Annotated in this window: 20 protein-coding genes; 10 read left to right on the forward strand and 10 right to left on the reverse strand. The window is 65.2% G+C overall.

From position 1 onward, the window contains the following. The first annotated feature begins 145 nt into the window (after positions 1-145). Positions 146-751 carry a flavin reductase family protein gene (locus AC1DOX_RS25115; RefSeq protein ID WP_441623263.1) on the forward strand — a complete coding sequence of 202 codons (606 nt, stop codon included), beginning with the start codon at positions 146-148 and terminating at the stop codon, positions 749-751. A gap of 74 nt (positions 752-825) precedes the next feature. On the opposite strand, the gene gap is transcribed toward AC1DOX_RS25115, so the two are convergent. Further along, a complete protein-coding gene (gap, locus tag AC1DOX_RS25120) occupies positions 826-1,824 on the reverse strand; it encodes a type I glyceraldehyde-3-phosphate dehydrogenase (protein WP_092135322.1) in 999 nt (332 codons plus the stop codon). 84 nt (positions 1,825-1,908) lie between these two features. After that, positions 1,909-3,945, reverse strand: a complete 2,037-nt coding sequence (gene tkt, locus AC1DOX_RS25125; protein ID WP_441623266.1) for a transketolase — start codon at positions 3,943-3,945, stop codon at positions 1,909-1,911. Between tkt and AC1DOX_RS25130 the strand changes: the two genes are divergently transcribed. The 4 genes from AC1DOX_RS25130 to AC1DOX_RS25145 all read left to right on the forward strand — a co-directional run bounded on the left by AC1DOX_RS25130 (position 3,944) and on the right by AC1DOX_RS25145 (position 6,812). Beyond that, positions 3,944-4,921 (forward strand): spermine/spermidine synthase domain-containing protein, encoded by a 978-nt coding sequence (locus AC1DOX_RS25130; protein WP_441623326.1) that lies wholly within the window; start codon positions 3,944-3,946, stop codon positions 4,919-4,921. The two genes, tkt and AC1DOX_RS25130, sit on opposite strands and share 2 nt — an antisense overlap. A 78-nt stretch (positions 4,922-4,999) precedes the next feature. Beyond that, the gene (locus tag AC1DOX_RS25135; RefSeq protein WP_441623268.1) at positions 5,000-5,428 is read left to right on the forward strand and encodes a VOC family protein; all 429 of its coding nucleotides are present in this window, start codon (positions 5,000-5,002) and stop codon (positions 5,426-5,428) included. Beyond that, positions 5,428-6,171 carry a 16S rRNA (uracil(1498)-N(3))-methyltransferase gene (locus AC1DOX_RS25140; RefSeq protein WP_441623270.1) on the forward strand — a complete coding sequence of 248 codons (744 nt, stop codon included), beginning with the start codon at positions 5,428-5,430 and terminating at the stop codon, positions 6,169-6,171. Before AC1DOX_RS25135 ends, AC1DOX_RS25140 begins: the two co-directional genes overlap by 1 nt. Before the next feature lie 17 nt (positions 6,172-6,188). Then, on the forward strand, positions 6,189-6,812 hold the full coding sequence (locus AC1DOX_RS25145; RefSeq protein WP_441623272.1) for a YidB family protein: 624 nt from the start codon (positions 6,189-6,191) through the stop codon (positions 6,810-6,812). 75 nt (positions 6,813-6,887) lie between these two features. Here AC1DOX_RS25145 and AC1DOX_RS25150 read toward each other — a convergent pair whose 3' ends face one another. From AC1DOX_RS25150 to AC1DOX_RS25160, 3 genes are all read right to left on the reverse strand, one after another. Beyond that, a complete protein-coding gene (locus AC1DOX_RS25150) occupies positions 6,888-7,496 on the reverse strand; it encodes a barstar family protein (RefSeq protein WP_092135331.1) in 609 nt (202 codons plus the stop codon). Next, positions 7,493-7,846 carry a guanyl-specific ribonuclease gene (locus AC1DOX_RS25155; RefSeq protein ID WP_092135333.1) on the reverse strand — a complete coding sequence of 118 codons (354 nt, stop codon included), beginning with the start codon at positions 7,844-7,846 and terminating at the stop codon, positions 7,493-7,495. Before AC1DOX_RS25155 ends, AC1DOX_RS25150 begins: the two co-directional genes overlap by 4 nt. 369 nt (positions 7,847-8,215) lie before the next feature. After that, the gene (locus tag AC1DOX_RS25160) at positions 8,216-10,540 is read right to left on the reverse strand and encodes an NADP-dependent malic enzyme (protein ID WP_441623275.1); all 2,325 of its coding nucleotides are present in this window, start codon (positions 10,538-10,540) and stop codon (positions 8,216-8,218) included. 247 nt (positions 10,541-10,787) lie between these two features. Here AC1DOX_RS25160 and thiL point away from each other — a divergent pair, with 247 nt between their 5' ends. The 3 genes from thiL to AC1DOX_RS25175 all read left to right on the forward strand — a co-directional run bounded on the left by thiL (position 10,788) and on the right by AC1DOX_RS25175 (position 12,988). Then, the gene (thiL, locus tag AC1DOX_RS25165; protein ID WP_441623277.1) at positions 10,788-11,768 is read left to right on the forward strand and encodes a thiamine-phosphate kinase; all 981 of its coding nucleotides are present in this window, start codon (positions 10,788-10,790) and stop codon (positions 11,766-11,768) included. 95 nt (positions 11,769-11,863) lie between these two features. Next, complete coding sequence (locus AC1DOX_RS25170) at positions 11,864-12,436, forward strand: phosphatidylglycerophosphatase A family protein (protein ID WP_441623279.1); 573 nt, start codon at positions 11,864-11,866, stop codon at positions 12,434-12,436. 54 nt (positions 12,437-12,490) lie between these two features. Continuing rightward, positions 12,491-12,988, forward strand: coding sequence for a CinA family protein (locus AC1DOX_RS25175; protein ID WP_092143434.1), 498 nt, complete (start codon positions 12,491-12,493; stop codon positions 12,986-12,988). A gap of 105 nt (positions 12,989-13,093) precedes the next feature. On the opposite strand, the gene pyrF is transcribed toward AC1DOX_RS25175, so the two are convergent. Next, the gene (gene pyrF / locus AC1DOX_RS25180; protein WP_092143431.1) at positions 13,094-13,912 is read right to left on the reverse strand and encodes an orotidine-5'-phosphate decarboxylase; all 819 of its coding nucleotides are present in this window, start codon (positions 13,910-13,912) and stop codon (positions 13,094-13,096) included. Between the two features lie 215 nt (positions 13,913-14,127). On the opposite strand from pyrF, the gene AC1DOX_RS25185 reads away from it, so the two are divergent. Together AC1DOX_RS25185 and corA are read left to right on the forward strand one after the other, a co-directional pair. Beyond that, complete coding sequence (locus AC1DOX_RS25185) at positions 14,128-15,012, forward strand: DMT family transporter (RefSeq protein ID WP_441623282.1); 885 nt, start codon at positions 14,128-14,130, stop codon at positions 15,010-15,012. Between the two features lie 488 nt (positions 15,013-15,500). Beyond that, on the forward strand, positions 15,501-16,463 hold the full coding sequence (gene corA / locus AC1DOX_RS25190; RefSeq protein ID WP_441623284.1) for a magnesium/cobalt transporter CorA: 963 nt from the start codon (positions 15,501-15,503) through the stop codon (positions 16,461-16,463). A 29-nt stretch (positions 16,464-16,492) separates the two neighbouring features. Here corA and mtgA read toward each other — a convergent pair whose 3' ends face one another. From mtgA to AC1DOX_RS25210, 4 genes are all read right to left on the reverse strand, one after another. Further along, a complete protein-coding gene (mtgA, locus tag AC1DOX_RS25195; RefSeq protein WP_092143448.1) occupies positions 16,493-17,194 on the reverse strand; it encodes a monofunctional biosynthetic peptidoglycan transglycosylase in 702 nt (233 codons plus the stop codon). Positions 17,195-17,271: 77 nt separating this feature from the next. Beyond that, positions 17,272-18,153, reverse strand: a complete 882-nt coding sequence (gene aroE, locus AC1DOX_RS25200) for a shikimate dehydrogenase (protein ID WP_441623286.1) — start codon at positions 18,151-18,153, stop codon at positions 17,272-17,274. Further along, entirely contained in the window at positions 18,153-19,073 is a 921-nt protein-coding gene (locus AC1DOX_RS25205; protein WP_441623288.1) for an energy transducer TonB family protein, read from the reverse strand. Before AC1DOX_RS25205 ends, aroE begins: the two co-directional genes overlap by 1 nt. 123 nt (positions 19,074-19,196) lie before the next feature. After that, on the reverse strand, positions 19,197-21,335 hold the full coding sequence (locus AC1DOX_RS25210; RefSeq protein WP_441623290.1) for a ribonuclease catalytic domain-containing protein: 2,139 nt from the start codon (positions 21,333-21,335) through the stop codon (positions 19,197-19,199). Positions 21,336-21,467: the final 132 nt, after the last annotated feature.

Here is a 21,467-nt window from a genome sequence, read left to right on the forward strand (position 1 = left end):
CATGGGAAGTGCGTCATTTTGGCAATATGGCGCCAGATAATGTCAAAAATCGGGCGCTTGGAGGATTGACGCGCGGCGTATAGTGAATTGGATGAGCGGATTCGCCGACCGCCGAGCGCTTCAAACTCCCGTTGCCGGACACCCCATGTCTTCCTACCGTCTTCCCGTCGATCTCGCCAAAGCCTACCGCCTGCTCAACCACGGACCCACCGTACTGGTCAGTGCCGCGCACGGCGGCCAACGCAATATCATGGCTGCGGCGTGGGCCATGCCCCTGGACTTCTCCCCGCCCAAGGTGGCCGTGGTGCTGGACAAGGCCACCTGGACCCGCCAGTTGCTGGAAGCCAGTGGCGAATTCGCGCTGCAGGTGCCCACAGTCAGCCAGGTCGACGTGACCCAGGCGTTGGGTTCCAGCTCCGGGCTCACGCTGAGCGAACAACAGGGCATCGACAAGTTTGCAGCCTATGGCCTGACAACATTTGCCGGCAGCGTCGTGAGCGCCCCGCTGCTGGACGGCTGCGCTGCGTGGCTCGAATGTCGCCTGTTGCCGGAGCCGAACATCCAGAACAGCTACGACCTCTTTCTGGGCGAGGTGGTGGCCGCCCAGGCCGACAGCCGCGTCTTCAGCGATGGGCGTTGGCACTTTGCCGGCCACGATGCGCTGCGGACCATCCATCATGTCGCCGGCGGCCATTTCCTGGCCGATGGCGACGCCGTCGATGCGCGGCCGCTGAAGCCGGCCACCCCATGACCCGACGGAACGTAAATCGAATTCGCCAATAAAAAACGCGCCCGAGGGCGCGTTTTTCGTCAGCCAGCGAAGGCTTACTTGGCCACCACGCGTGCCATTTCCAGGCACTTGTTCGAGTAGCCCCACTCGTTGTCGTACCAGCTCACGACCTTGATGAAGGTACCGTCCAGCGCGATGCCGGCTTCGGCGTCGAAGATCGAGGTGCGAGCGTCGCCACGGAAGTCCGTCGCCACAACCTTGTCTTCGGTGTAGCCCAGCACGCCCTTCAGCGCACCCTGGCTCTGGGCCTTCATTTCGGCGCAGATTTCCTCGTACTTGGCCGGATTTTCCAGCTCGACGGTCAGGTCGACCACGGACACGTCCGAGGTCGGCACGCGGAACGACATGCCGGTCAGCTTCTTGTTCAGCTGGGGAATCACCACGCCAACAGCCTTGGCGGCACCAGTCGACGACGGGATGATGTTTTCCAGGATGCCGCGGCCGCCGCGCCAGTCCTTGTTCGACGGGCCGTCAACGGTCTTCTGCGTAGCGGTGGCAGCGTGCACGGTCGTCATCAGGCCGCGCTTGATGCCCCACTTGTCGTTCAGCACCTTGGCCACCGGGGCCAGGCAGTTCGTCGTGCAGCTGGCGTTCGAGATGATCGCCTCGCCCTTGTACGAGTCGTGGTTCACGCCATACACGAACATCGGGGTGTCGTCCTTCGACGGGGCCGACATGATCACCTTCTTGGCGCCCGCGTCGATGTGCTTCTGCGCGCCTTCCTTGGTCAGGAAGATGCCGGTCGATTCGATGACCACATCGGCGCCGACTTCGCCCCACTTCAGTTCGGCCGGGTCCTTCACGGCGGTCAGGCGGATCTTCTTGCCATTCACGACCAGCGTGTTGCCGTCGACCGCCACTTCGCCGTCAAAGCGGCCATGGACCGAGTCGTACTTCAGCATGTAGGCCAGGTAGTCCGGCTCCAGCAGGTCGTTGATGGCGACGACTTCAACGTCCTTGAAGTTCGCGACGGCGGCGCGGAACACCATGCGCCCGATGCGGCCGAAGCCGTTGATGCCGATCTTGATGGTCATGTTTATCTCCTAGAGTGCGATCGATGAAGCCGATGGCCGGCGCCGGCAGCCGGCGCGTCGCACCGGCTGCCGCGCGGGCGGGAATTACTGGGCGAGCGTGGCGCGCACCGTATCTGCAACGTTTTCCACGGTGAAGCCGAAGTGCTTGAACAGCACGCCGGCTGGCGCCGATTCGCCGAAGGTGTCGATGCCGACAACTGCCTGGACCTGGTACTTCCACCAGAAATCGGTGATGCCCGCTTCCACCGCGATACGCGGCACGCCGGCCGGCAGTACGCTGGCCTTGTATGCGGCGTCCTGCTTGTCGAACACAGTGGTGGCCGGAACGGATACCACGCGCACGTGCACGCCGTCGACGGCCAGTGCGTCGGCGGCACCCACGGCCAGGCCGACTTCCGAGCCGGTGGCGATGATCACGGCGTCCGGACGCTTGGTGCGCGGGTTGTTGCCTGCGCGCAGCACGTAGCCGCCACGCGCGATATTGGCGCGCGTCACGTCGTCACGGCGCTGGAACGGCAGGTTCTGGCGGCTGAAGATCAGGCAGCTCGGACCGTTCTCGCGGCGGATCGCCTCGGCCCAGGCCACGGCGGTCTCGGTGGTGTCGGCGGTGCGCCAGACATCCATGTTCGGGATCAGGCGCAGGCTGGCCACGTGTTCGATCGACTGGTGGGTCGGGCCGTCTTCGCCCAGACCGATGGAGTCGTGCGTGAACACGAACAGCGTACGGATCTTCATCAGCGCGGCCATGCGCAGCGCGTTGCGGCTGTAGTCCGAGAACGTCAGGAACGTGCCGCCGTAGGGGATGAACCCGCCGTGCAGCGTGATGCCGTTCATGATGGCGCTCATGCCGAACTCGCGCACACCGTAGTTGATGTGGTTGCCCCAGGCGTCCGCGCGCACGGCCTTGCTGCCGGACCAGTTGGTCAGGTTCGAGCCGGTCAGGTCGGCCGAGCCGCCCAGGAACTCCGGCAGGACCGGGCCGAAGGCTTCGATCGTGTTCTGGCTAGCCTTGCGGGTGGCGATGGTTTCGGCCTTTTCCTCGCACTTGGCGATGAAGGCATCCACGGCGGCGTCGAACGCGCCGGGCAGCTCGCCGCGCATGCGGCGCGTGAACTCGCCCGCTTCATACGGGTGGACTTCGGCATAGGCGTCGAACAGTGCGTTCCAGGCCTTTTCCAGGGCGTGGCCGGTCGCCTTGGCGTCCCAGGCCGCGTAGGCGTCTTGCGGCAGTTCGAACGGGGCGTGGGCCCAGCCCAGTGCCTCGCGCGTGGCCAGTACTTCGGCACCGCCCAGCGGGGCGCCGTGCACATCGTGGCCGCCCTCCTTGTTCGGTGCGCCCTTGCCGATGATCGTGCGGCAGCAGATCAGCGTCGGCTTGTCGCTGGCCTTGGCCTGTGCGATGGCGTTGTCGACGGCTACCACGTCGTGGCCATCCACGCCACGGATCACGTTCCAGCCATAGGCCTCGAAGCGCTTCGGCGTGTCGTCGGCAAACCAGTGCACCACGTCGCCATCGATGGAGATGCCGTTGTCATCCCACAGCGCGATCAGCTTGTTCAGCTTGAGCGTGCCGGCCAGCGAGCAGGCTTCGTGGCTGATGCCTTCCATCAGGCAGCCATCGCCCAGGAAAACATAGGTATGGTGGTTGACGATATCGAAACCCGGGCGGTTGAATTCCTCGCCCAGAAGACGTTCGGCCAGCGCCATGCCGACGGCGTTGGTGATGCCCTGGCCCAGCGGGCCGGTGGTGGTTTCCACGCCCGGCGTGATGCCATATTCGGGATGGCCAGCGGTCTTGCTGTGGAGCTGCCGGAAGTTCTTGAGTTCGCCGATCGGCAGGTCGTAGCCGCTCAGATGCAGCAACGAATAGATCAGCATCGAGCCGTGGCCGTTGGACAGCACGAAGCGGTCGCGGTCCGCCCAGTGCGGATTGGTCGGGTTATGCTTCAGATGCCGGCCCCACAGCGCCACGGCGATATCCGCCATACCCATCGGCGCGCCGGGGTGACCGGAATTGGCTTGCTGGACGGCGTCCATGGCAAGCACGCGAATGGCATCGGCCATCAGCTTGGCGGGTTGGGAAGCGTAAGGGCTTGTGGCGGGATGGGCGAGGGCAGACATGCGGCGAGAACCTGACGGCGGGAAAACCGCAATTTTAGCAGAAGCAGCCGGCAAATCCGGGCGCTCGGACACGGTCCGAAGGGGTCATCAAACCTGGACCGAGTGGCTGGCGCCCGGCGTCGGCACCACTTTGGGGGAAATTTCCGTGCTGGCGGCCGCCCGTACGCCTTACCAGCAAGTCGAAATCGGCGAAAATCCACATTTTGGACGCATCTTCCGGCTCGATGGGCGCGTGATGAGCACGGAAGGCGACGCCTGGATCCAGCACGAGCTGATGGTTCATCCGATGGCGGCCGTACACGGAGCGCCACGGACCGCGCTGGTGGTAGGAGGTGGCGACGGTGGATCTGCCTTCGAACTGCTGCGGCTGCCGACCATTCGCGAGGTCGTGATCGCCGAACTTGACGGCGAAGTGGTCGGGCTGGCGCGCAAATGGCTGCCCGGCATCCACCAGGGCGTCTTCGACAAACCCGGCGATCCACGCCTGCACGTGGTCATTGGCGACGGGCTCGGGCTGATGGAAGCGTTCGCCCGCACCGGACGGCACTTCGACCTGATTGTCTTCGACCTGACCGAAGCCGACGACGGCAGTCCAGCCGCCGCCCTCTTCTCCCTGCACGGCCTGCAAACGGCGCGCCGATGCCTGGCACCAGGCGGAGCGATGTCGGTTCACCTGGGTCCGCCGCTGCACCGGCCCGATACCACCCGATTGCTGTTGGCACGGCTCCGCCAGGTCTTCGCGCGCGTGGCGCCGCTGACGGCGTTCATACCAGCGTACGGCGCGCTGTGGGGCATCGCGCTGGCCAGCGACACGCTCGATATCGCCGGTCACCCCGCCAGCCAGATCGCGACGCGGCTGCGCCAATGGAAGCTGGACGACGCCCTGCGTTGCTACCACGCTGACCTCCACGCGGCGCTGTTCACGCATCCCCGCCATCTGCAGACGATCTTCGACAGCACCGACCGTCCCGCGTAACATGCACATGCGTCCCGCGCCCCGTGGCAGCCTGACTATCCTCAGGCCCACGGGATTTCGTGCCATCCGGAGATCATCATGTCCAGACCGCCCAAGACGCCATGGCTCACCCCTTACCTGACGGTCGCCAGCGGTCGCGCCGCATTGGATTTCTATCATCGCGCATTTGGCTTCACGCCCGGGCATGTCCTCGATGAGAACGGCGTCCCGACGCACGCCGAGATGCATTACCAAGGCGAACTCGTCATCATGTTCGCGCCCGAGGGCGCATGGGGCAGCACGGCCCGCACGCCGCGCTCGCTCGGCGTGGAGGCCTCACAGACGTTCTACGTCTATTGCGGCGACGTCGACGCCATGTATGTGCAGGCCATTGCCGCCGGTGCCATCAGCCTGATGCCGCCGGCGGACCAGTTCTGGGGCGACCGATACTGCATGGTCCAGGACCCGGATGGTTATCGCTGGGGCTTCGGCAAGCCCGTTGACCCGGACAAGATTCAGACTCCCTGATGCCTCCTCGTTTCTTTATTGAATCGGCGCTGACCGCCGATGCGGTACTTGATTTGCCCGATGCGGTCGTGCGCCACGTTCAGGTGCTGCGCCTGTCTCCCGGCGATGCCATCACATTGTTCGACGGCCGCGGCGGCAGCCATGCCGCCACGTTGATGGAGATCGGCAAGCGCCACGCCGTGGCGCAGGTTGGCGCCCGTGACACCAGCGAGGCCGAGTTGCCCTTCTCCGTCACCCTGGCGCAAGGCCTGGCCGGTGGCGACAAGATGGACTGGCTGATCGAAAAAGCCGTCGAACTCGGCGTCACGGCAATCCAGCCATTGCAGGCGGCGCGCTCGGTGGTACGCCTGTCCGGTGAACGCGCCGCCAAGCGCCACGCGCACTGGCAGGCGCTGGTGGAAGCCGCGTGCGAGCAATGTGGCCGGAACCGCTTGCCGGCCGTGGCACCGGTGGCTACCTTGGAAGGGTGGCTGGCCAGCGCGCCGGCGACGGGTGCGCGTCTACTGCTCTCTCCGCGCGCCACGGCATCGTTGCCTGAGTTGGCGGCAGCCCGGCACGACCACTGGATGGCCGATGGCGTGACCTTGCTGATCGGCCCCGAGGGCGGACTGGCGCCGGACGAGGAAGATCTCGCTATGCGCGCTGGTTTTACGGCCGTGTCACTCGGACCGCGTATTCTGAGAACAGAAACCGCCGGGCTGGCATGCCTGGCGACGCTGAACGCCATCCTTGGCGGGTTCTGACCGGAAAGGAGTCGATCATGGGCATTCTTGATAGCGTACTGGGTGGCGTACTCGGCCAGCTTGGCGGGCAACAGCCAGGGGGCCAGCAAAGCGGTGGCCTCAATCCCAAACTGATGATGGCGCTTGGCCTGCTGGCCATGATGGCGATGAAGCACAAGAGCATGGGTGCGGATGGCAGTGTCGCGGCGGTCGACGCCAGCGATCCGAACGCCGGGGCCTCTGGCGGCTTGGGTGGCTTGGGAGGGCTCGGCGGCATGCTCGGCGGGATGCTTGGTGGCGGCAGCGCCCCGGCGCCGGGCGGCCTGGACCTCGGCTCCCTCCTCGGTGGCCTGCTGGGTGGACAGGGTGAAGCCGGCGGCAGCGCGCAGGCGATGGGAGCCGCCGCAGGTGGTATCGGCGCACTGCGCAGCGTGCTGTCCCAGGCTGGCCTTGGCGAACAGGTAGATTCCTGGATCGGCGCCGGCGCCAACCAGCCGGTGAGCCCGTCGGACCTGTCGAGCGCACTGGGTGGCAGCGGCGCACTGCAGTCCCTGGCGGAAACGACCGGGATGTCCCAGGATGACGTCGCGGCCAGCCTCAGCGAGGGGCTGCCCGAACTGATCGACCGGCTCACACCGAACGGACAGCTCCCGTCGGCCTAGTCAGATCCGGCGCCGGAAAACAAAAATGCCCGCTTGTCGTAAGCGGGCATTTTCATTGGGGCGGGAACGGCCAGATCAGGCGAACGAGTAGAACACCCGGAACTGCACCTTGCGCTCGGCCCAGAACTCGGCGGCGTCGCGGAAGACGTCCAGCAGCACCTCACGGGCTTCCTTGTCGAACTTCTGCGCAATCGGCAGGCCTTCCAGCACGATCACGAAGCCCGGCTGCGGGCCGGCCTTGTGGATCATGTCCGTCAGGCAATCTGACAGGGCATCGAAATTCTTGCCGAAATGCTTCGGGAAGGTGAATTCCGTGGCGATTCTTTCCAGGATCTCCGCCTTGCTCGCGCAATCCGCGCAGTTGGCATAGAGGAAATGCTGGTTCAGGGCCGCGGCTGCCTGGGCCAGTTCCGGCACCCGAAACGCGCGAATCGACTGGACGATGTTCGGACGCACCGTCTTGAACAGGTTCATGGCTCCCTCGTTGGTGCCGTCGTCAGCCCAGGTCACCATGGCGGGCGCGCATGCGGGCGGAAGTTTGTGCGTCAGCTCCTGGCGGGGCATCATCAGCACATTGTCATAAAGGTTCTGGGCCTGAAGCTGGGCCCTTTGCCAGCCATCTCCGGCGCCGCGCTCTTCGCGGGCGGCAAGGGCGTCGCCCAATCCGAAAATGTCAGTCATCATTTGGTTATCCGTTTGAAACTGTTGTAGTGGTCTTCCGTGTAATAGCAGTCGTTGGCGGCGCGTTGATCACCACCGCAAACGATCCGCTTGGCTCCCCGATTCCGGCTTTTGCTGTTTTTAACGGTGTATTCGCGGTAATACCCGCGGGGCTGCTGCGGCAGAATACGTTCGTAGTTGCCGAACCGGGAACCATCCTTGTCATACGGGAACGGGCCGCCGGATTCGATGCGCTCCAGCGTTTGCCGCGCCTCGTTGGGCAACTGCTGTGCGGAGATGGTTCCCTCCGCACCCGGCATGTCCTGCTGCGACTGCCTTGCCAGGGCACCTTGCGGCGCCAGCGTCAGCGCCATCGACAGTGCCGCGCCCGCCAACACGTGGCCCAGGCTTCGTGCCAGGCTCAGAGACTGCCAAAGTGACTGCCGCTGCGACTGGCTCGGGGAAATCCGGGAACCCACGTTATCGAAAATTGGTTGGAGGGGTCATTCCGGCCCCGTCGAAACCCCACGCGGGTACCGGCGCGCCCAAGGCGAGCGCCTGCATTCAAAGGCGTAAGGTTACGCGCATGTCCACCATTAATCAATCCCCGGCCAGCGGTGCGCCAGAATTTCCCAATTGTTTCAATATGTTATTGGAATGTGTGCGCATACTAACAGCGTAGACGCGGACAAGAAAAAAGCCGGGCGAACCCGGCTTTACGGCACTTTCCAGGAGAACCTGAATCAGCGCTTGGCCGCCGCGTCCACCACGACCAGCGAGGTCATGTTGACGATGCGGCGCACCGTCGCCGAGGGCGTCAGGATGTGCACCGGTGCCTTGGCGCCCAGCAGGATCGGGCCGATGGCCACGTTGTTGCCGGCCGCCGCCTTCAGCAGGTTGTACGAAATGTTGGCCGAGTCGATGTTCGGGCACACCAGCAGGTTGGCTTCGCCCTTGAGCGTGCCATCCGGCACCAACGCGTCGCGCACGTTCTGATCAAGCGCGCTGTCGCCGTGCATTTCGCCATCCACCTCGAGATCCGGTGCACGGTCGCGCAGGATGGCCAGCGTCTTGCGCATCTTGATCGAGGACGGCGAGTCGGACGAACCGAAGTTCGAGTGCGACAGCAGGGCCACCTTCGGTTCGATGCCGAAGCGCTTGAGTTCCTCGGCGGCCATGATCGTGATTTCGGCCAGTTCTTCCGCGGTCGGATCGATGTTGACGTGCGTATCCACCAAGAAAATCTGGCGACCCGGCAATACCAGGCCATTCATCGCGGCGTAGACGTCATTGGTGCCGCCCAGCACCTGGTCGATGTAGCGCAGGTGCGCGGTCGTGGTGCTGACCGTGCCGCAAATCATGCCATCGGCTTCGCCCTTCTTGAGCAGCATGGCGCCGATCAGCGTGGTGCGCCGACGCATTTCCAGCTTGGCGTACTGCGGCGTGATGCCTTCGCGCGCCATCAAGCGGTAATACGATTCCGAATACTCCCGGAAGCGCTCGTCGTGTTCCGGATTGACCACGGTGAAGTCCACGCCCATGCGCAGGCGCAGGCCGAATCGCTCGATGCGGTGCGTCAGCACGGCCGGGCGGCCGATCAGGATCGGGTTGGCCAGCTTTTCATCGACGATGACCTGCACGGCGCGCAGCACGCGTTCTTCCTCGCCCTCGGCAAAGACGATGCGCTTCTTCTCCATCTCCACCTTGCGCGCGGCCGCGTAGATCGGCTTCATCAGCGTGCCCGAGTGGTAGACGAACTGCTGCAGTTGCAGACGGTAAGCGTCCATGTCCTCGATCGGGCGCGACGCCACGCCGGACTTGGCGGCGGCTTCGGCAACGGCCGGGGCGATCTTGACGATCAGGCGCGGATCAAACGGCTTCGGGATCAGGTATTCCGGACCGAACGACAGATCCTGGATGCCGTAGGCCGTGGCCACGATATCGTTCTGCTCCTGGCGCGCCAGTTCCGCCACGGCGTTGGCCGCGGCGATTTCCATTTCGCGCGTGATCGTGGTCGCGCCACAGTCCAGCGCGCCGCGGAAGATGAACGGGAAGCAGAGGACGTTGTTGACCTGGTTCGGGTAGTCCGTGCGGCCCGTGGCCATCACGGCGTCCGGGCGGATTTCCTTGACCAGCTCCGGCATGATTTCCGGGTTCGGGTTGGCCAGGGCCAGCACCAGCGGCTTGTCGGCCATGCGCTGGACCATTTCCGGCTTGAGCACGCCGGCGGCGGAGAGGCCCAGGAAGATGTCCGCGTCGTCGATGACTTCGGCCAGCTTGCGCTTGTCGGTTTTTTGCGAGAAGCGGGCCTTTTCCGGGTCCATCAGCTCGGTGCGGCCTTCATAGACCACGCCAGCCAGATCGGTCACCCAGATATTTTCGATACGCAGCCCCAGGTCCACGAGCAGATCCAGGCAGGCCAGCGCGGCCGCGCCGGCGCCGGATGCCACCAGCTTGACCTTGGAAATGTCCTTGCCCACGACCTTCAGGCCGTTGATGACCGCCGCACCCACCACGATGGCGGTGCCGTGCTGGTCGTCGTGGAAGACAGGAATCTTCATCCGTTCGCGCAGCTTGCGCTCCACGTAGAAGCACTCCGGTGCCTTGATGTCTTCCAGGTTGATGCCGCCGAACGTCGGCTCCAGCGAGGCGATGATGTCGACCAGCTTTTCGGGGTCCTTCTCGTCGACTTCGATATCGAAGACGTCGATGCCGGCGAATTTCTTGAACAGGCCAGCCTTGCCTTCCATCACGGGCTTCGAGGCGGCTGCCCCGATGTCGCCCAGCCCCAGCACGGCGGTGCCGTTGGTGATCACGGCGACCAGGTTGCCGCGGGCGGTGTAGCGGAAGGAATTGGCGGGATTGGCGACGATTTCCTCGCAAGCGGCCGCCACGCCCGGCGAGTAGGCCAGGGCCAGGTCGCGCTGGTTGGACAGCGGCTTGGTTGGGGTGACGGAGATCTTGCCGGGGGTCGGAAACTCGTGATATTCGAGCGCGGCCTTGCGCAGCGCCTCACGCTGCTGCTGTTTCAGATCGTCTTGGGACGGGGACTGCTGAGGGCTTGTCATCTGCGCATCTTCCGATCGGTGGAGCCGCACTGAATATTGCGGGGACCGAGACGGGCCGGCTCCACGTACCCGCGCTCTCTCTGCATTGGAACTGCGCATTTTATATTGTGAAATATTATTTCACAATAAGCGTTTTGCGCGGGGCAGCTTTGCGTTTCGGTACAATATGCCGCATGCCGAAGGGCTTGACCAGCCGTATTCTCCACGGATTTCCCGGCCTCCACACGCCCTGCGCACATCGCCCGCCATGCCAGACTCCCCCAGCGCCCCGCTATCCGAATTTGACCTGATCCGCCGGTTTTTTACCCGCCCGGTTCACAAGGCCGCGCTTGGCGTGGGCGATGACTGCGCCCTGATCGACGGTCGGCCCGGCCACCAGTTGGCCATCAGCACGGATATGCTGGTCAGTGGCCGGCACTTCTTCCCCGACGTCCCGCCGCGCTCGCTCGGCCACAAGGCATTGGCGGTCAACCTCTCCGATCTGGCCGCCATGGGCGCTGAACCGCGCGCATTCACGCTGGCGCTGGCATTGCCGGAGGCCGATCCTCACTGGCTGGGAGAACTGGCCGCGGGCATGCTGGCGCTGGCCGATGACCACGGATGCGAGCTGATTGGCGGCGATACCACGCGCGGTCCGCTCACCTTGTCGATTACGGTATTTGGCGATGTACCGCCCCGCCAGGCCCTGCGCCGCGACGCAGCCCGCCCCGGGGACGATATCTGGATTTCCGGCACGCTGGGCGACGCCCGCCTGGCGCTGGGCGACTGTCGCGGCGAATGGCTGCTGCCCGAACCCGATTTCACCATTATCCGTCCCCGCATGGACACCCCTACCCCGCGCGTGGCGCTGGGGCTGGCGTTACGGGGAATCGCCCATGCCGCGCTGGATATTTCCGATGGCTTGATCGGGGACCTCGGCCACATCCTCGCCCGGTCCGCCGTCGGCGCCATCGTCGACGTGGATAGCTTGCCGCGCTCGGAAATCCTCGGTGCCCAGCCACTGGACCGGCAGCACGAGTGCGTTCTGGCCGGCGGCGACGACTACGAACTCTGCTTCACAGCACCTGCTGGCGCGCGCGAAGCCATCGCCGCGATCGGCCGCCAGCTTGGCCTGCCGGTCACGCGTGCCGGAACGATCACAGCCGAACCGGGGCTGCGCATCGTGGACCGCGACGGCAACCCCTGCGCCTTTGCGGGCGCGGGTTTCGATCATTTCGCCGCACCCTGACACGACGCCCACAAGCCATGTCATGATGCCGCCATGCGCGTGCCAGGAGCCACTGCCACGCGCCAGACGATAAAAACAGACGAGCCAGACCCTTGATGTCCGCCAACCCTCCCGGGGCCGCGCCACGCGACCCCGCTGCCACCGTCACGCTGGAAGCCGGCCAGACCGTCAAGGTCACACGCCCGACCGCCCGTTTCATGCTGGGTCACCCCGCCCGAGCCATCGCACTGGGCTTTGGCTCCGGCCTGTCGCCGGTCAGCCCCGGCACCGTCGGCACACTGTACGGCTGGTTGTCGTTCGTGGTGATTTCACTCTGGATCGAGCCGATCACCTGGCTGTGGATCATCGCCGGCGCGTTCCTGGTCGGGATCTGGGCCTGCAAGCGCACCGCGCGTGACATGGGCGTGTACGACCACGGCAGCATGGTCTGGGACGAAATCGTCGCGTTCTGGCTGGTGCTGCTGTTTGTCACGCCGACCGGCTTCTGGGGCCAGTTCGCAGCCTTCCTCTGGTTCCGGCTGTTCGATATCGCCAAACCCGCACCGATCGCCTACTACGACCGCACGCTCAAGGGCCCCGGCCTGCTTGGCGCGTTCGGCGTGATGTTCGACGACATCTTTGCCGCGTTCTACACGCTGCTCGTCTTCGCGCTGTGGCGCTCGATCTGATCGCGCCAATCTTTCCGATCGCGCCCCGATTCTTTTCTTAAGGACCCTCCTCTCATGTCCGTCAGTCGCCTGCTCGACCTGCTTGCCATCCAGGCCGGAGCCGCCCTTGCGGAACGTTCGCTCATGCTGGCCACGGCCGAATCGTGTACCGGCGGGCTCGTCGCGGCCGCCATCACCGATGTGTCCGGGTCGTCAGGCTGGTTCGAGCGTGGCTTCATCACATATTCCAACGAAGCCAAGACGACGATGATCGGCGTACCGGCCAAGCTGATCCGCGACCACGGTGCGGTCAGCGAGGAAGTGGCTCACGCCATGGCGGAAGGCGCGCTGCTGAACAGCCGCGCGCAGGTGTCGCTGTCGATCACAGGCGTGGCTGGCCCGGGCGGCGGCACATCGGAGAAGCCAGTCGGTATGGTCTGCTTTGGCTGGAGCAACCGCATCACCACGCTGACGGAAACGCAGCGTTTCAAGGGCGACCGCGGCCAGATCCGCCGGCAGGCGGCCGAGCACGCGATGCGCGGTCTGCTGGAACTGATTCGGAACGAGGAGTGAGGGCCTGGCGCCCATCAGCGCGCAAAAGCGTGCAAATGGGCGCGTAAATGCCTGAAAAAACCTGGGCGGCACGGGCCTGAGCGGCCCCGTGCCGGGAAGCCGCGTTCAGCCGTGGCGGTAGCGGTTGATGGTCTCGCGCGTCTGCAACGCCACATTGCGCGCCGCAGCCGCAAAGTCCTTGTCGCGGCTGGCGTAGAGGATGGCTCGCGAGGAATTGATCATCATGCCGTTGCCGTCGGCAGTCCGGCCAGCCTTGACGGTGGCCTCGATATCCCCGCCCTGCGCGCCGATCCCAGGGATCAGCAGCGGCATGTCCCCCACGATCTGGCGCACCTTGGCGATCTCGTTCGGGAAGGTCGCGCCCACCACCAGGCCCATCTGGCCGTTGGTATTCCAGCGCTCACGCGCGGCCTCGGCGACCAGCTGGTACAACGGCTTGCCGTCCACCTGAAGGAACTGCACGTCAGATCCGCCCGGATTCGAAGTCCGGCACAGCACGATGACACCCTTGCCCGGATGCGCCAGGTACGGCGACATCGAATCGAAACCCATATACGGGCTGACCGTCACCGCATCGGCCTTGTAGCGGTCGAAGGCCTCGACGGCGTAGTGCTCGGCCGTGGAGCCGATGTCGCCACGCTTGGCGTCCAGGATCACGGGGATGCCCGGGTGGGCGTCGTGGATGTACTCGATCAGCTGTTCGAGCTGATCTTCGGCGCGCTGGGAGTGGAAGTAGGCGATCTGCGGCTTGAAGGCGCAGACCAGGTCGGCCGTGGCGTCGACGATCTCGCGGCAAAAGGAAAAGATCGCGCCGCCGGTGCTGGTGAGGGACAGAGGCAGCTTGGACGGGTCCGGATCGAGCCCGACGCACAGCAGGGAATCGTTACGCTGCCACGCGGCGGACAGCTGCTCGGTGAAGGTCATGGAGTGCTCGGTATGAGGATGAGGCCGGAGCGGCCTGGCGATCTGCAAGCCATTCTGCAAGCATAACGCGCGCGCTGGCCGGCCGGTTGGCCGCGCGGGGCGCGCCTCCGGCAAGCCCCGCCACGGCATATGGCGTTGGCGTCAATTCTAACCGTTGCGTGCTATCGTTTTGCGCTTCCGATTAAAAAGAGCGGCATCGCACGTCGCCAGCGCCCATGACACTCGACCGCCGAGGTCTCATCCTCCTTGTCATCCTTACGATCGCCTGGGGCATCAACTGGCCCATCATGAAGATCGGCGTGGCGCATTTCCCCGCCATGGGCTTCCGGCTGCTGGGCATGGCCGGCGGGCTGCTGGCGCTGGGCCTGGCGCTGCGCATCCGTGGCGATTCCCTGCGCGTGCCACGTGCGGCCTGGCCCACGGTGATCCGGCTGGCCATCCCGAACATGGTCGTCTGGCACCTGTTCGCCATCTGCGCGGTCAAGATGCTGTCGTCCGGACGGGCGGCCATCCTTGGCTACACCATGCCGATCTGGGCGGTGGTCTGGGGCCTGGTGCTGTACCGCGAACGCATAGCGGTCTCCGCCTGGATCGGCATCGCCTGCGCGCTGGCGGGCACGATCCTGCTGCTGTCCGGCGAGATCACCGCGCTGACCGGCAGCCCCGCCGGCACGCTGCTGATGCTGGTGGCCGCGGCCGGCTGGGGCTTTGGGACCCAGTTGATGAAGCGTACCGAGATCGATATCCCCATTGGCACACTGACGTTCTGGATGCTGGCCCTCACGCTGCCGTTCCTCGGCATCGGCACGCTGTTGCTGGAGTCCGGCTGGCGCATGCCCACGGGCATCGAATGGGCTGCCATCGTCTACAACGCCGTGGTCGTCTTTGCCTACTGCCAACTGGTCTGGTTTGCACTCGCGCGCAGCCTGCCCCCGGTGGTGTCCAGCCTGTCGATCATGTTCATTCCCGTGGTGGGCGTTTTCTCGGGCATGTGGATGCTGGGCGAAACACCGCACTGGCAGGACTATGCGGCCATCCTGCTGATGTTTGCGGCGCTGTCTTCTGTGATGCTCGCCCCGCTGCTGCGGCGGCGCCTGTAGCCGGCGTTCGGCGCGCGCAACGCAGCAGAGATTTCGCTTAACAAGCCCCCCTGCGTTGGATTACACTCGCGGCCATCAGAATCCCGGAGAAAGTACGTGGGCAGTAGCATCGGGTGTTCGTGTTGCCGCAGTTGCGCTGCGACATCGACGAATGCCATGTCACTGCGGGCTGCGTAACGCCGATCCGCGAGGGCCGTGCCCTTGCTCATCGCGTCCTTGCCCGCAGACACCTGCGGGTGAGTGTCTTTCCGTTTCCCCCAGTGGCCGTCGCCCCGACTGCCGCGTCGCGCTTCGGATCTTCCCTCTCCCGGCTTGCCAGCCAAACCCAGGCAAACGCCATCGCCTTGCAGCGAGCCGCTCGTTCCGGCCGCACGCAGCGCGATCACGCTTGCCCGTGGCCGCGCCATGGTCACACTGCCGGCGAGCCTTGCCTGCGCCTGTCTCCGATGCATCGACAACAGCGCAATCAGTAACAAGGAATCCCAGGGATGATCAATCTGTTCGTCCTGCAGAAAGGCCGGCTCGCCCAGGAGCAGGTCGACGAGCGCAATGAGCTGCTGCAGCACAAGCCCATCTGGATCGACGTTGTCAGCCCCGACGACGAGGAACTGGCCTGGATCAAGGAGGCCTATGGCGTGGTCCTCCCGGAACTGGAAGACCTGGGCGACCTCGAAGCGTCCGCCCGTTATTTCGAGGGCGAAGACGAGAACATCCACATCCGCACGGACTTCCTGCTGGCCGAGGACGAAGCCTCGCGCAACGTGCGCGTGGCCTTCGTGCTGACGCGGGACGTGCTCTTCTCCATCCATGACGAGGACTTGCCGGTGTTCCGCCTGGTCCGGCTGCGCGCACGGATGCGCCCGGGTTCGGTGCGCAACGCCAAGGACGTGCTGATGGACCTGTACGCCACGGACGCCGAGTATTCGGCGGACTCCATCGAGGAAGTCTACGAACGGCTGGAAGAAGCGAGCCGCCGCGTGCTGGCCGAAAACGTGACCGATGCCGCCGCCGCGGATGTGCTGGAAACCATCGCGCGCGAGGAAGACTTGAACGGCCGCATCCGCCGCAACGTGATGGATACGCGCCGCGCGGTGTCATTCCTGATGCGCAGCCAGTTGCTGTCCGCCGAGCAGCAGGACGAGGCGCGCCAGATCCTGCGCGACATCGACTCGATCGAGAACCACACCGCGTTCCTGTTCGACAAGATCAACTTCCTGATGGACGCGACGGTCGGTTTCATCAACATCAACCAGAACAAGATCATCAAACTGTTCTCGGTGGTGTCGGTGGCGTTGATGCCGCCGACGCTGATCGCCAGCATCTACGGCATGAACTTCAAGATCATGCCGGAGCTGGACTGGGCGGCCGGCTACCCATGGGCCATCGCGCTGATGGCGGTGTCGGCGGCAATTCCGCTGATCTACTTCCGACGCAAGGGTTGGCTCAGCTAGAAGGTGCAGCCGGCAGGCACGATCAGAGCTTAGTCGGGCAGCGTGGCGGCGCCCATGCGCCGCGCGATGATCGATGCCTTCACGCGGAAGTTGATGTGCACGTTGGCGCAGTAGGACTTCTTGTCGAAGCACTTCGGCGCCGGCAGCGCCGCCGCCAGGCGCGCGGCCTGGCCAACGCCGAGTTTCGCGGCGGACGTATGGAAGTAGTGCTGCGCGGCGGCCTCGGCGCCGAATACCCCTTCGCCCCACTCCACCGAATTCAGGTAAATCTCGAAGATCCGCTGCTTGTCCAGCCAGAATTCGAGCATCCACGTGATCGCCAGCTCCTGGCCCTTGCGCAGGTAATGCTGCTCCGACGCCAGAAACAGGTTCTTGGCCAGTTGCTGCGTGATCGTGGAACCGCCGCGCACGATGCGCCCGCGCTGCTTGTTGCGCTCCCAGGCGTCCAGCATCGCATCGAGTTCGTAGCCCGGATGATTGACGAAATCGGCGTCCTCGCTGGCAATGACCGCGCGCTTAAGGCTGCGTGAGATATCGTCATACCGCACCCACCGGCGGTCGACCGAACAACTCCAGATGTTGAATCCGCACAAGCGCCAACGCTCCGCACGCATGAACGACGTGGACGACGGATTGACGTATTGCCAGCTGGCGATCTGCAGGAAGAAATACAGTTGCATCGCCAGCACACCGGCGACCAGGCATCCGGCCAGGTAGCCGAGCCAGCGCAACGGATTGGCGGCGCCCCCGGCGCTTGCCGCGGGGCGCGATCTGGCGGACGATGGGTGGCGGGCCAAGGCGGTCCGCTTCAGCGTGCGGCTTCCGCCTGCAGCGCCGTGCGCAGTTCGGCCAGCACCGGCGCGGTGTTCGGCCGCACGCCACGCCAGTTGTAGAAGGCCTCGGCGGCCTGCTCCACCAGCATGCCGAGCCCGTCGCTCGTGCGCGCACCACATTTGGCGGCGTAGGCCAGGAATACGGTCGGCTTTGCGCCGTACATCATGTCGTAGGCCAGCACGCCCTTGCCCAGCAGGTATTCCGGCACCGGTGGCAGCTCGCCTTGCAGGCTGCTGGCCGAGGCGTTGATCACCACGTCGCAGGCCTCGTCCTCGGACAAACCGGCCAGCGAATCAAGTCCGCCGCCCCACAGCTCCACGTTGTACTGGTCGGCATGCTCGACGAACTCCTCGAGCATGTCGCTGGCGCGCGATGCGGTGCGGTTGGCCACCACGATCCGGGCCGGACGGCACTCGATCAGCGGCAGCATGGCGCCCATCGCCGCGCCGCCGGCGCCCAGCAGCAGGATGCGCCGGCCTTCCAGCAGCACGTCGAGGTTGTCCTGGATATCGCGCACCAGTCCCACGCCGTCGGTGTTGTCGCCATGGATCAGGCCGTCCTCGATCCACATGGTGTTGACCGCGCCCGCGGCTTCGGCGCGCGGCGTCAGACGGTCGGCCAGGTCGTACGCCTCCAGCTTGAACGGCGTGGTCACGTTGAAACCGTGGCCACCTTCGGCCAGGAACTTTCGCATGGTGTCGGCAAACGCATCGAGCGGCGCTTCCAGCCGGTCGTAGTGCACGGCCTCGCCAGTCTGGCGCGAGAACGCCGCGTGAATGGCCGGCGAACGGCTATGCGAAATCGGATTGCCCACTACGACGTAGCGGTCGGGCTGGGAGGTCTGGTCTGTGGTCATCAACGGCCTTGCAGGCGGACGTCGAGCCCGCTGCGTGTGAACTTGAACGTGGAAATGACTTCCAGGATGTCCTGACGAGCCTGCATTTCCGGGGTAAAGGGGCCAAACGGCGCGGCTGCACGCACGATGGCCACGGCCTGGCGATCCAGTGCGGGATCGCCCGAGCTCTTGGCCACGTCGATCGCATCGATGTTGTAGCCGTCGCGGTTATAGCCGAGCTTGCCCTGGCGATTGACGTTGATCACCAGGATCAGCTGTCCATAGAGGGGCTTGCCGTTGCGCTGCGGGAAATCGCTGGTGCCGCGTGCCTCGATCCTGCGGCGCAGGCGGTCGTAATACTGGGCATAGTCCACGCCCTGCGCGCTGGTGGCAGTCAGCTGCATGCGCTTGGGACGCTTGGCGTAGTGCTCGAGATTGCGGCCGATCTCGGCCTCGAGCTTGGCCATCTCGTCGGTGGAGGTGCGCTCGTCCTGCCCGCGCGTCGGCGTGTCCAGGCGCTGCTCGCCCGGCCTGACCGGCTGGCTGTGCACCGACGGCGCGGCCTCGCGCGACTGCGTCATCAGACGCTGTTGTTCCTGCTCCAGCTGATCGATGCGGCGTTGGGTCAGGCGTACCAGGTCGCCTTCCTTCGATTCGGTCTGCGCCGGCAGCGGCGTGGTGGCGCGCTGCTCGTCATGGTCGCCGCCGCCGTCCAGGTTGGCCTGCGCCAGGACTGTCGGGTTGCGCGGCCGTTCGGCGGACTTGGAATTGACCAGCACCACGTCCAGCTGCGGGTCCGATCGCTTGATCTCGAAGACCTCGGGGGCGGCAATCCGCACCATCAGGACCAGTGCGTGAATCACCACGGAGACGGCCAGCGCCTTGGCCAGCGTGCCGCTGGTATGCCACCAGTGGCGGGGAGCAACGAGTACGGCGTTCACGATGGACGGGCGGGCTTGGACGGTCTGCGATCGTCAGAAATGGAAAAACGGCCACCCCACGGCAGGTGGGTATGGCCGGGTCAGACTTCGATTGTAAGGGAGCGGAATGCTTTTCCGAAGGTTTCAGCCTGCCGGCTTTGCATCGGTGTCGCGTGCCGCCGACGCCGCGTCGTCCGGGCCTTGCCCGCCAGCATCCGAACCGGTCTCCGCAGCCGCCTCCTGGCCGCCCGCGGCAACCCCCGCAGCGGCCTCCTCGGCAACCTCTTCCGCCGCCGCCTCGGCCGCGGCTTCCGCCGAAACCTCCGCGGATTCCTCGTCGGTGTCCAGCTCTTCTTCCGGGACCTCGCCCTCGCCAGCAAATACTTCCAGCACGCGGCACGACACTTCCAGCGAGATTTCGTCCGTCGACGCCACTTCCAGCAGCACCTGCGTACCCCGGTTGGCCTGGGCCAGTTCCGGCACACGTGTGACCAGCGGAATCTCGGTAAAGCGCACCGCGCCTTCCTTGAGCACCGAGGCCATCATCTTTTCCCGGCCTTCCTGCGCCAGCCAGCGCAGGCACCAGTAGCGCTCCATCGTCGACTGGTGCTCCGCATAGGCCGCGTAGGTGCCTTCGAAATCCGCCACCGCCGCCAGCAGATCGGCGTCCTTGGGCTTGAACGGCGCCACCAGCTTGGCCATCACGCCGTGCTGGGCCACCGTCAGGATCTGCCATTGGTTGACCAGGTCAACATAGCGGCGCAGCGGCGACGTGCTCCACGCATATTGCGCCACGCCCAACCCTTCATGCGGCGCCGGGTAGGTTTGCATGCGCGTCCGATGCATGCCCCACGCCTTCTGCGTGCGGTAGATGCCCGGCACGCCGTGGTCGGCCAGCAGTTTGCCCCACGTGCTGTTGGCCAGGATCATCAGCTCGGCCACGATCTTGTCCAGCGGCGAACCGCGGCGACGCTGCTCGATGCGCACGCGCTCGCCACCGCCTTCGATCTGGTCGATATAGAAGTTGTAGTCAGCGCGGTTGTGGGATTCCGGCCGCAGGCCGCTGGCGATACGCGCGCGCTGGCGCTCGTCGTGCAGGTGGTTGGCCAAGTGGTAAAGGTGGGTCAGTTCGCCGCGGAACGGATAGTCGCCGGTGCCCGCGGCCAGCGCGGCCTCGGTCACCACATCCTCCAGCAGATTGTGGCGCAGGTTGGCTGCGATCGGCACCATCTCGGCCCGTGTTTCGCTGCCCAGGATCGCAAACCCGTCCGGCCCGTCCGGATCGACCGTCACATACAGCGACAGCGCGGGACAGGTGCGCCCTTCCTGCAGCGTGTAGCGGTCCACCACGGCGTCCGGCAGCATCGTGATCTTGTCGCCCGGAAAGTACACGGTGGACAGGCGCTGGCGGGCGATGGCGTCGAGCGCCTCGCCACGGCGGATGCCCAGTGCGGGCGCGGCGATGTGGATGCCGACGCGCAGCTTGCCGGCATCGAGCAGCGTCACGGACAGCGCATCGTCAATTTCAGTCGTGGTGACATCGTCGATCGAAAACGCCTGGACGTTTGCCAGCGGCAGGTCGCCGGTCGGCTCCGGAACGGCCGCATCCGGGAAACCGGTGCCCTTCGGGAAGCACTCGGCCAGGAACTTGGCTTCGTGCAGCGCGCGCGGGCTCGAAACGCCGCCAACCGCCACCATCAGCCGCATCGGCGTCATGCCCAGCGCCGTGCACGCGGCGTCCATCGCCTTGAATTCCAGACTGTTCTTGTCTGGCTTGAACAGCAGCGGCAGCACCTTGCCGCGGAATGCTTCCGGCAGCGTCAGCGCCTTAAGCTGGTTCTCGTACTCGGCCTGCACCAACGCCTGTTGTTTCTTGCGTTCCACCGCAGCCAGCGCCGCCTTGAGCTGGTCCTCGGGCGCGCGCTGGTAGCGACCGCGCCCTTTGCGGCGGAAGTAAACAGGATTGCCATGCAGCGCCATGGCCAGCGCCGCCTGCTGCACCGGCCCGGCGTCGGCGCCGTAGTACTCGGCCGCCAGCTCGGCAAAGCCGAATTCCTCGCCCGGCGCGCATTCCCAAAGGAAGTCCAGGTCGATATCGGCGGTCAGTTCGCCGGTCTGCCGCACCATTTCGATTGCCGAAGGCTGGGCAAACTGCAGCAGCACATCCTTTGCCTTGACCTTGGTGCGCTTGCCCGCGGGCAACTCAACCTGGTAGGCCTCGCCCTGTTGGGCGAGCACGGTGCCGGCGCGAATTTCGCCGCCTTCTTCGAACAGCAACTGCATGGATCGGTACTTTCAGAAATGCCGGGCACCGCCGCAGCGTGAGCATGGGAGCGGATTCCCGGGCAGAGATTCGACGGGTCGCCCTGGGATGGATGGGCGCCGTGGGCCGCACATTATCAAGGTGCCGGCCAG

It is taken from the genome of Cupriavidus sp. 01L415 (assembly GCF_056400065.1).

Bases quoted from the DNA above. Each gene is read 5' to 3' on its own strand.
- AC1DOX_RS25145 (WP_441623272.1), top strand. From the start codon at position 6,189: ATGGGCATTCTTGATAGCGTACTGGGTGGCGTACTCGGCCAGCTTGGC.
- aroE (WP_441623286.1), bottom strand. From the start codon at position 18,153: ATGACCACAGACCAGACCTCCCAGCCCGACCGCTACGTCGTAGTGGGC.
- AC1DOX_RS25175 (WP_092143434.1), top strand. From the start codon at position 12,491: ATGTCCGTCAGTCGCCTGCTCGACCTGCTTGCCATCCAGGCCGGAGCC.
- gap (WP_092135322.1), bottom strand. From the start codon at position 1,824: ATGACCATCAAGATCGGCATCAACGGCTTCGGCCGCATCGGGCGCATG.
- AC1DOX_RS25150 (WP_092135331.1), bottom strand. From the start codon at position 7,496: ATGATGACTGACATTTTCGGATTGGGCGACGCCCTTGCCGCCCGCGAA.
- AC1DOX_RS25160 (WP_441623275.1), bottom strand. From the start codon at position 10,540: ATGACAAGCCCTCAGCAGTCCCCGTCCCAAGACGATCTGAAACAGCAG.
- AC1DOX_RS25170 (WP_441623279.1), top strand. From the start codon at position 11,864: ATGTCCGCCAACCCTCCCGGGGCCGCGCCACGCGACCCCGCTGCCACC.
- pyrF (WP_092143431.1), bottom strand. From the start codon at position 13,912: ATGACCTTCACCGAGCAGCTGTCCGCCGCGTGGCAGCGTAACGATTCC.
- thiL (WP_441623277.1), top strand. From the start codon at position 10,788: ATGCCAGACTCCCCCAGCGCCCCGCTATCCGAATTTGACCTGATCCGC.
- corA (WP_441623284.1), top strand. From the start codon at position 15,501: ATGATCAATCTGTTCGTCCTGCAGAAAGGCCGGCTCGCCCAGGAGCAG.
- AC1DOX_RS25130 (WP_441623326.1), top strand. From the start codon at position 3,944: ATGCGGCGAGAACCTGACGGCGGGAAAACCGCAATTTTAGCAGAAGCA.
- AC1DOX_RS25185 (WP_441623282.1), top strand. From the start codon at position 14,128: ATGACACTCGACCGCCGAGGTCTCATCCTCCTTGTCATCCTTACGATC.
- AC1DOX_RS25210 (WP_441623290.1), bottom strand. From the start codon at position 21,335: ATGCAGTTGCTGTTCGAAGAAGGCGGCGAAATTCGCGCCGGCACCGTG.
- AC1DOX_RS25140 (WP_441623270.1), top strand. From the start codon at position 5,428: ATGCCTCCTCGTTTCTTTATTGAATCGGCGCTGACCGCCGATGCGGTA.
- AC1DOX_RS25155 (WP_092135333.1), bottom strand. From the start codon at position 7,846: ATGGCGCTGACGCTGGCGCCGCAAGGTGCCCTGGCAAGGCAGTCGCAG.
- tkt (WP_441623266.1), bottom strand. From the start codon at position 3,945: ATGTCTGCCCTCGCCCATCCCGCCACAAGCCCTTACGCTTCCCAACCC.
- AC1DOX_RS25115 (WP_441623263.1), top strand. From the start codon at position 146: ATGTCTTCCTACCGTCTTCCCGTCGATCTCGCCAAAGCCTACCGCCTG.
- AC1DOX_RS25135 (WP_441623268.1), top strand. From the start codon at position 5,000: ATGTCCAGACCGCCCAAGACGCCATGGCTCACCCCTTACCTGACGGTC.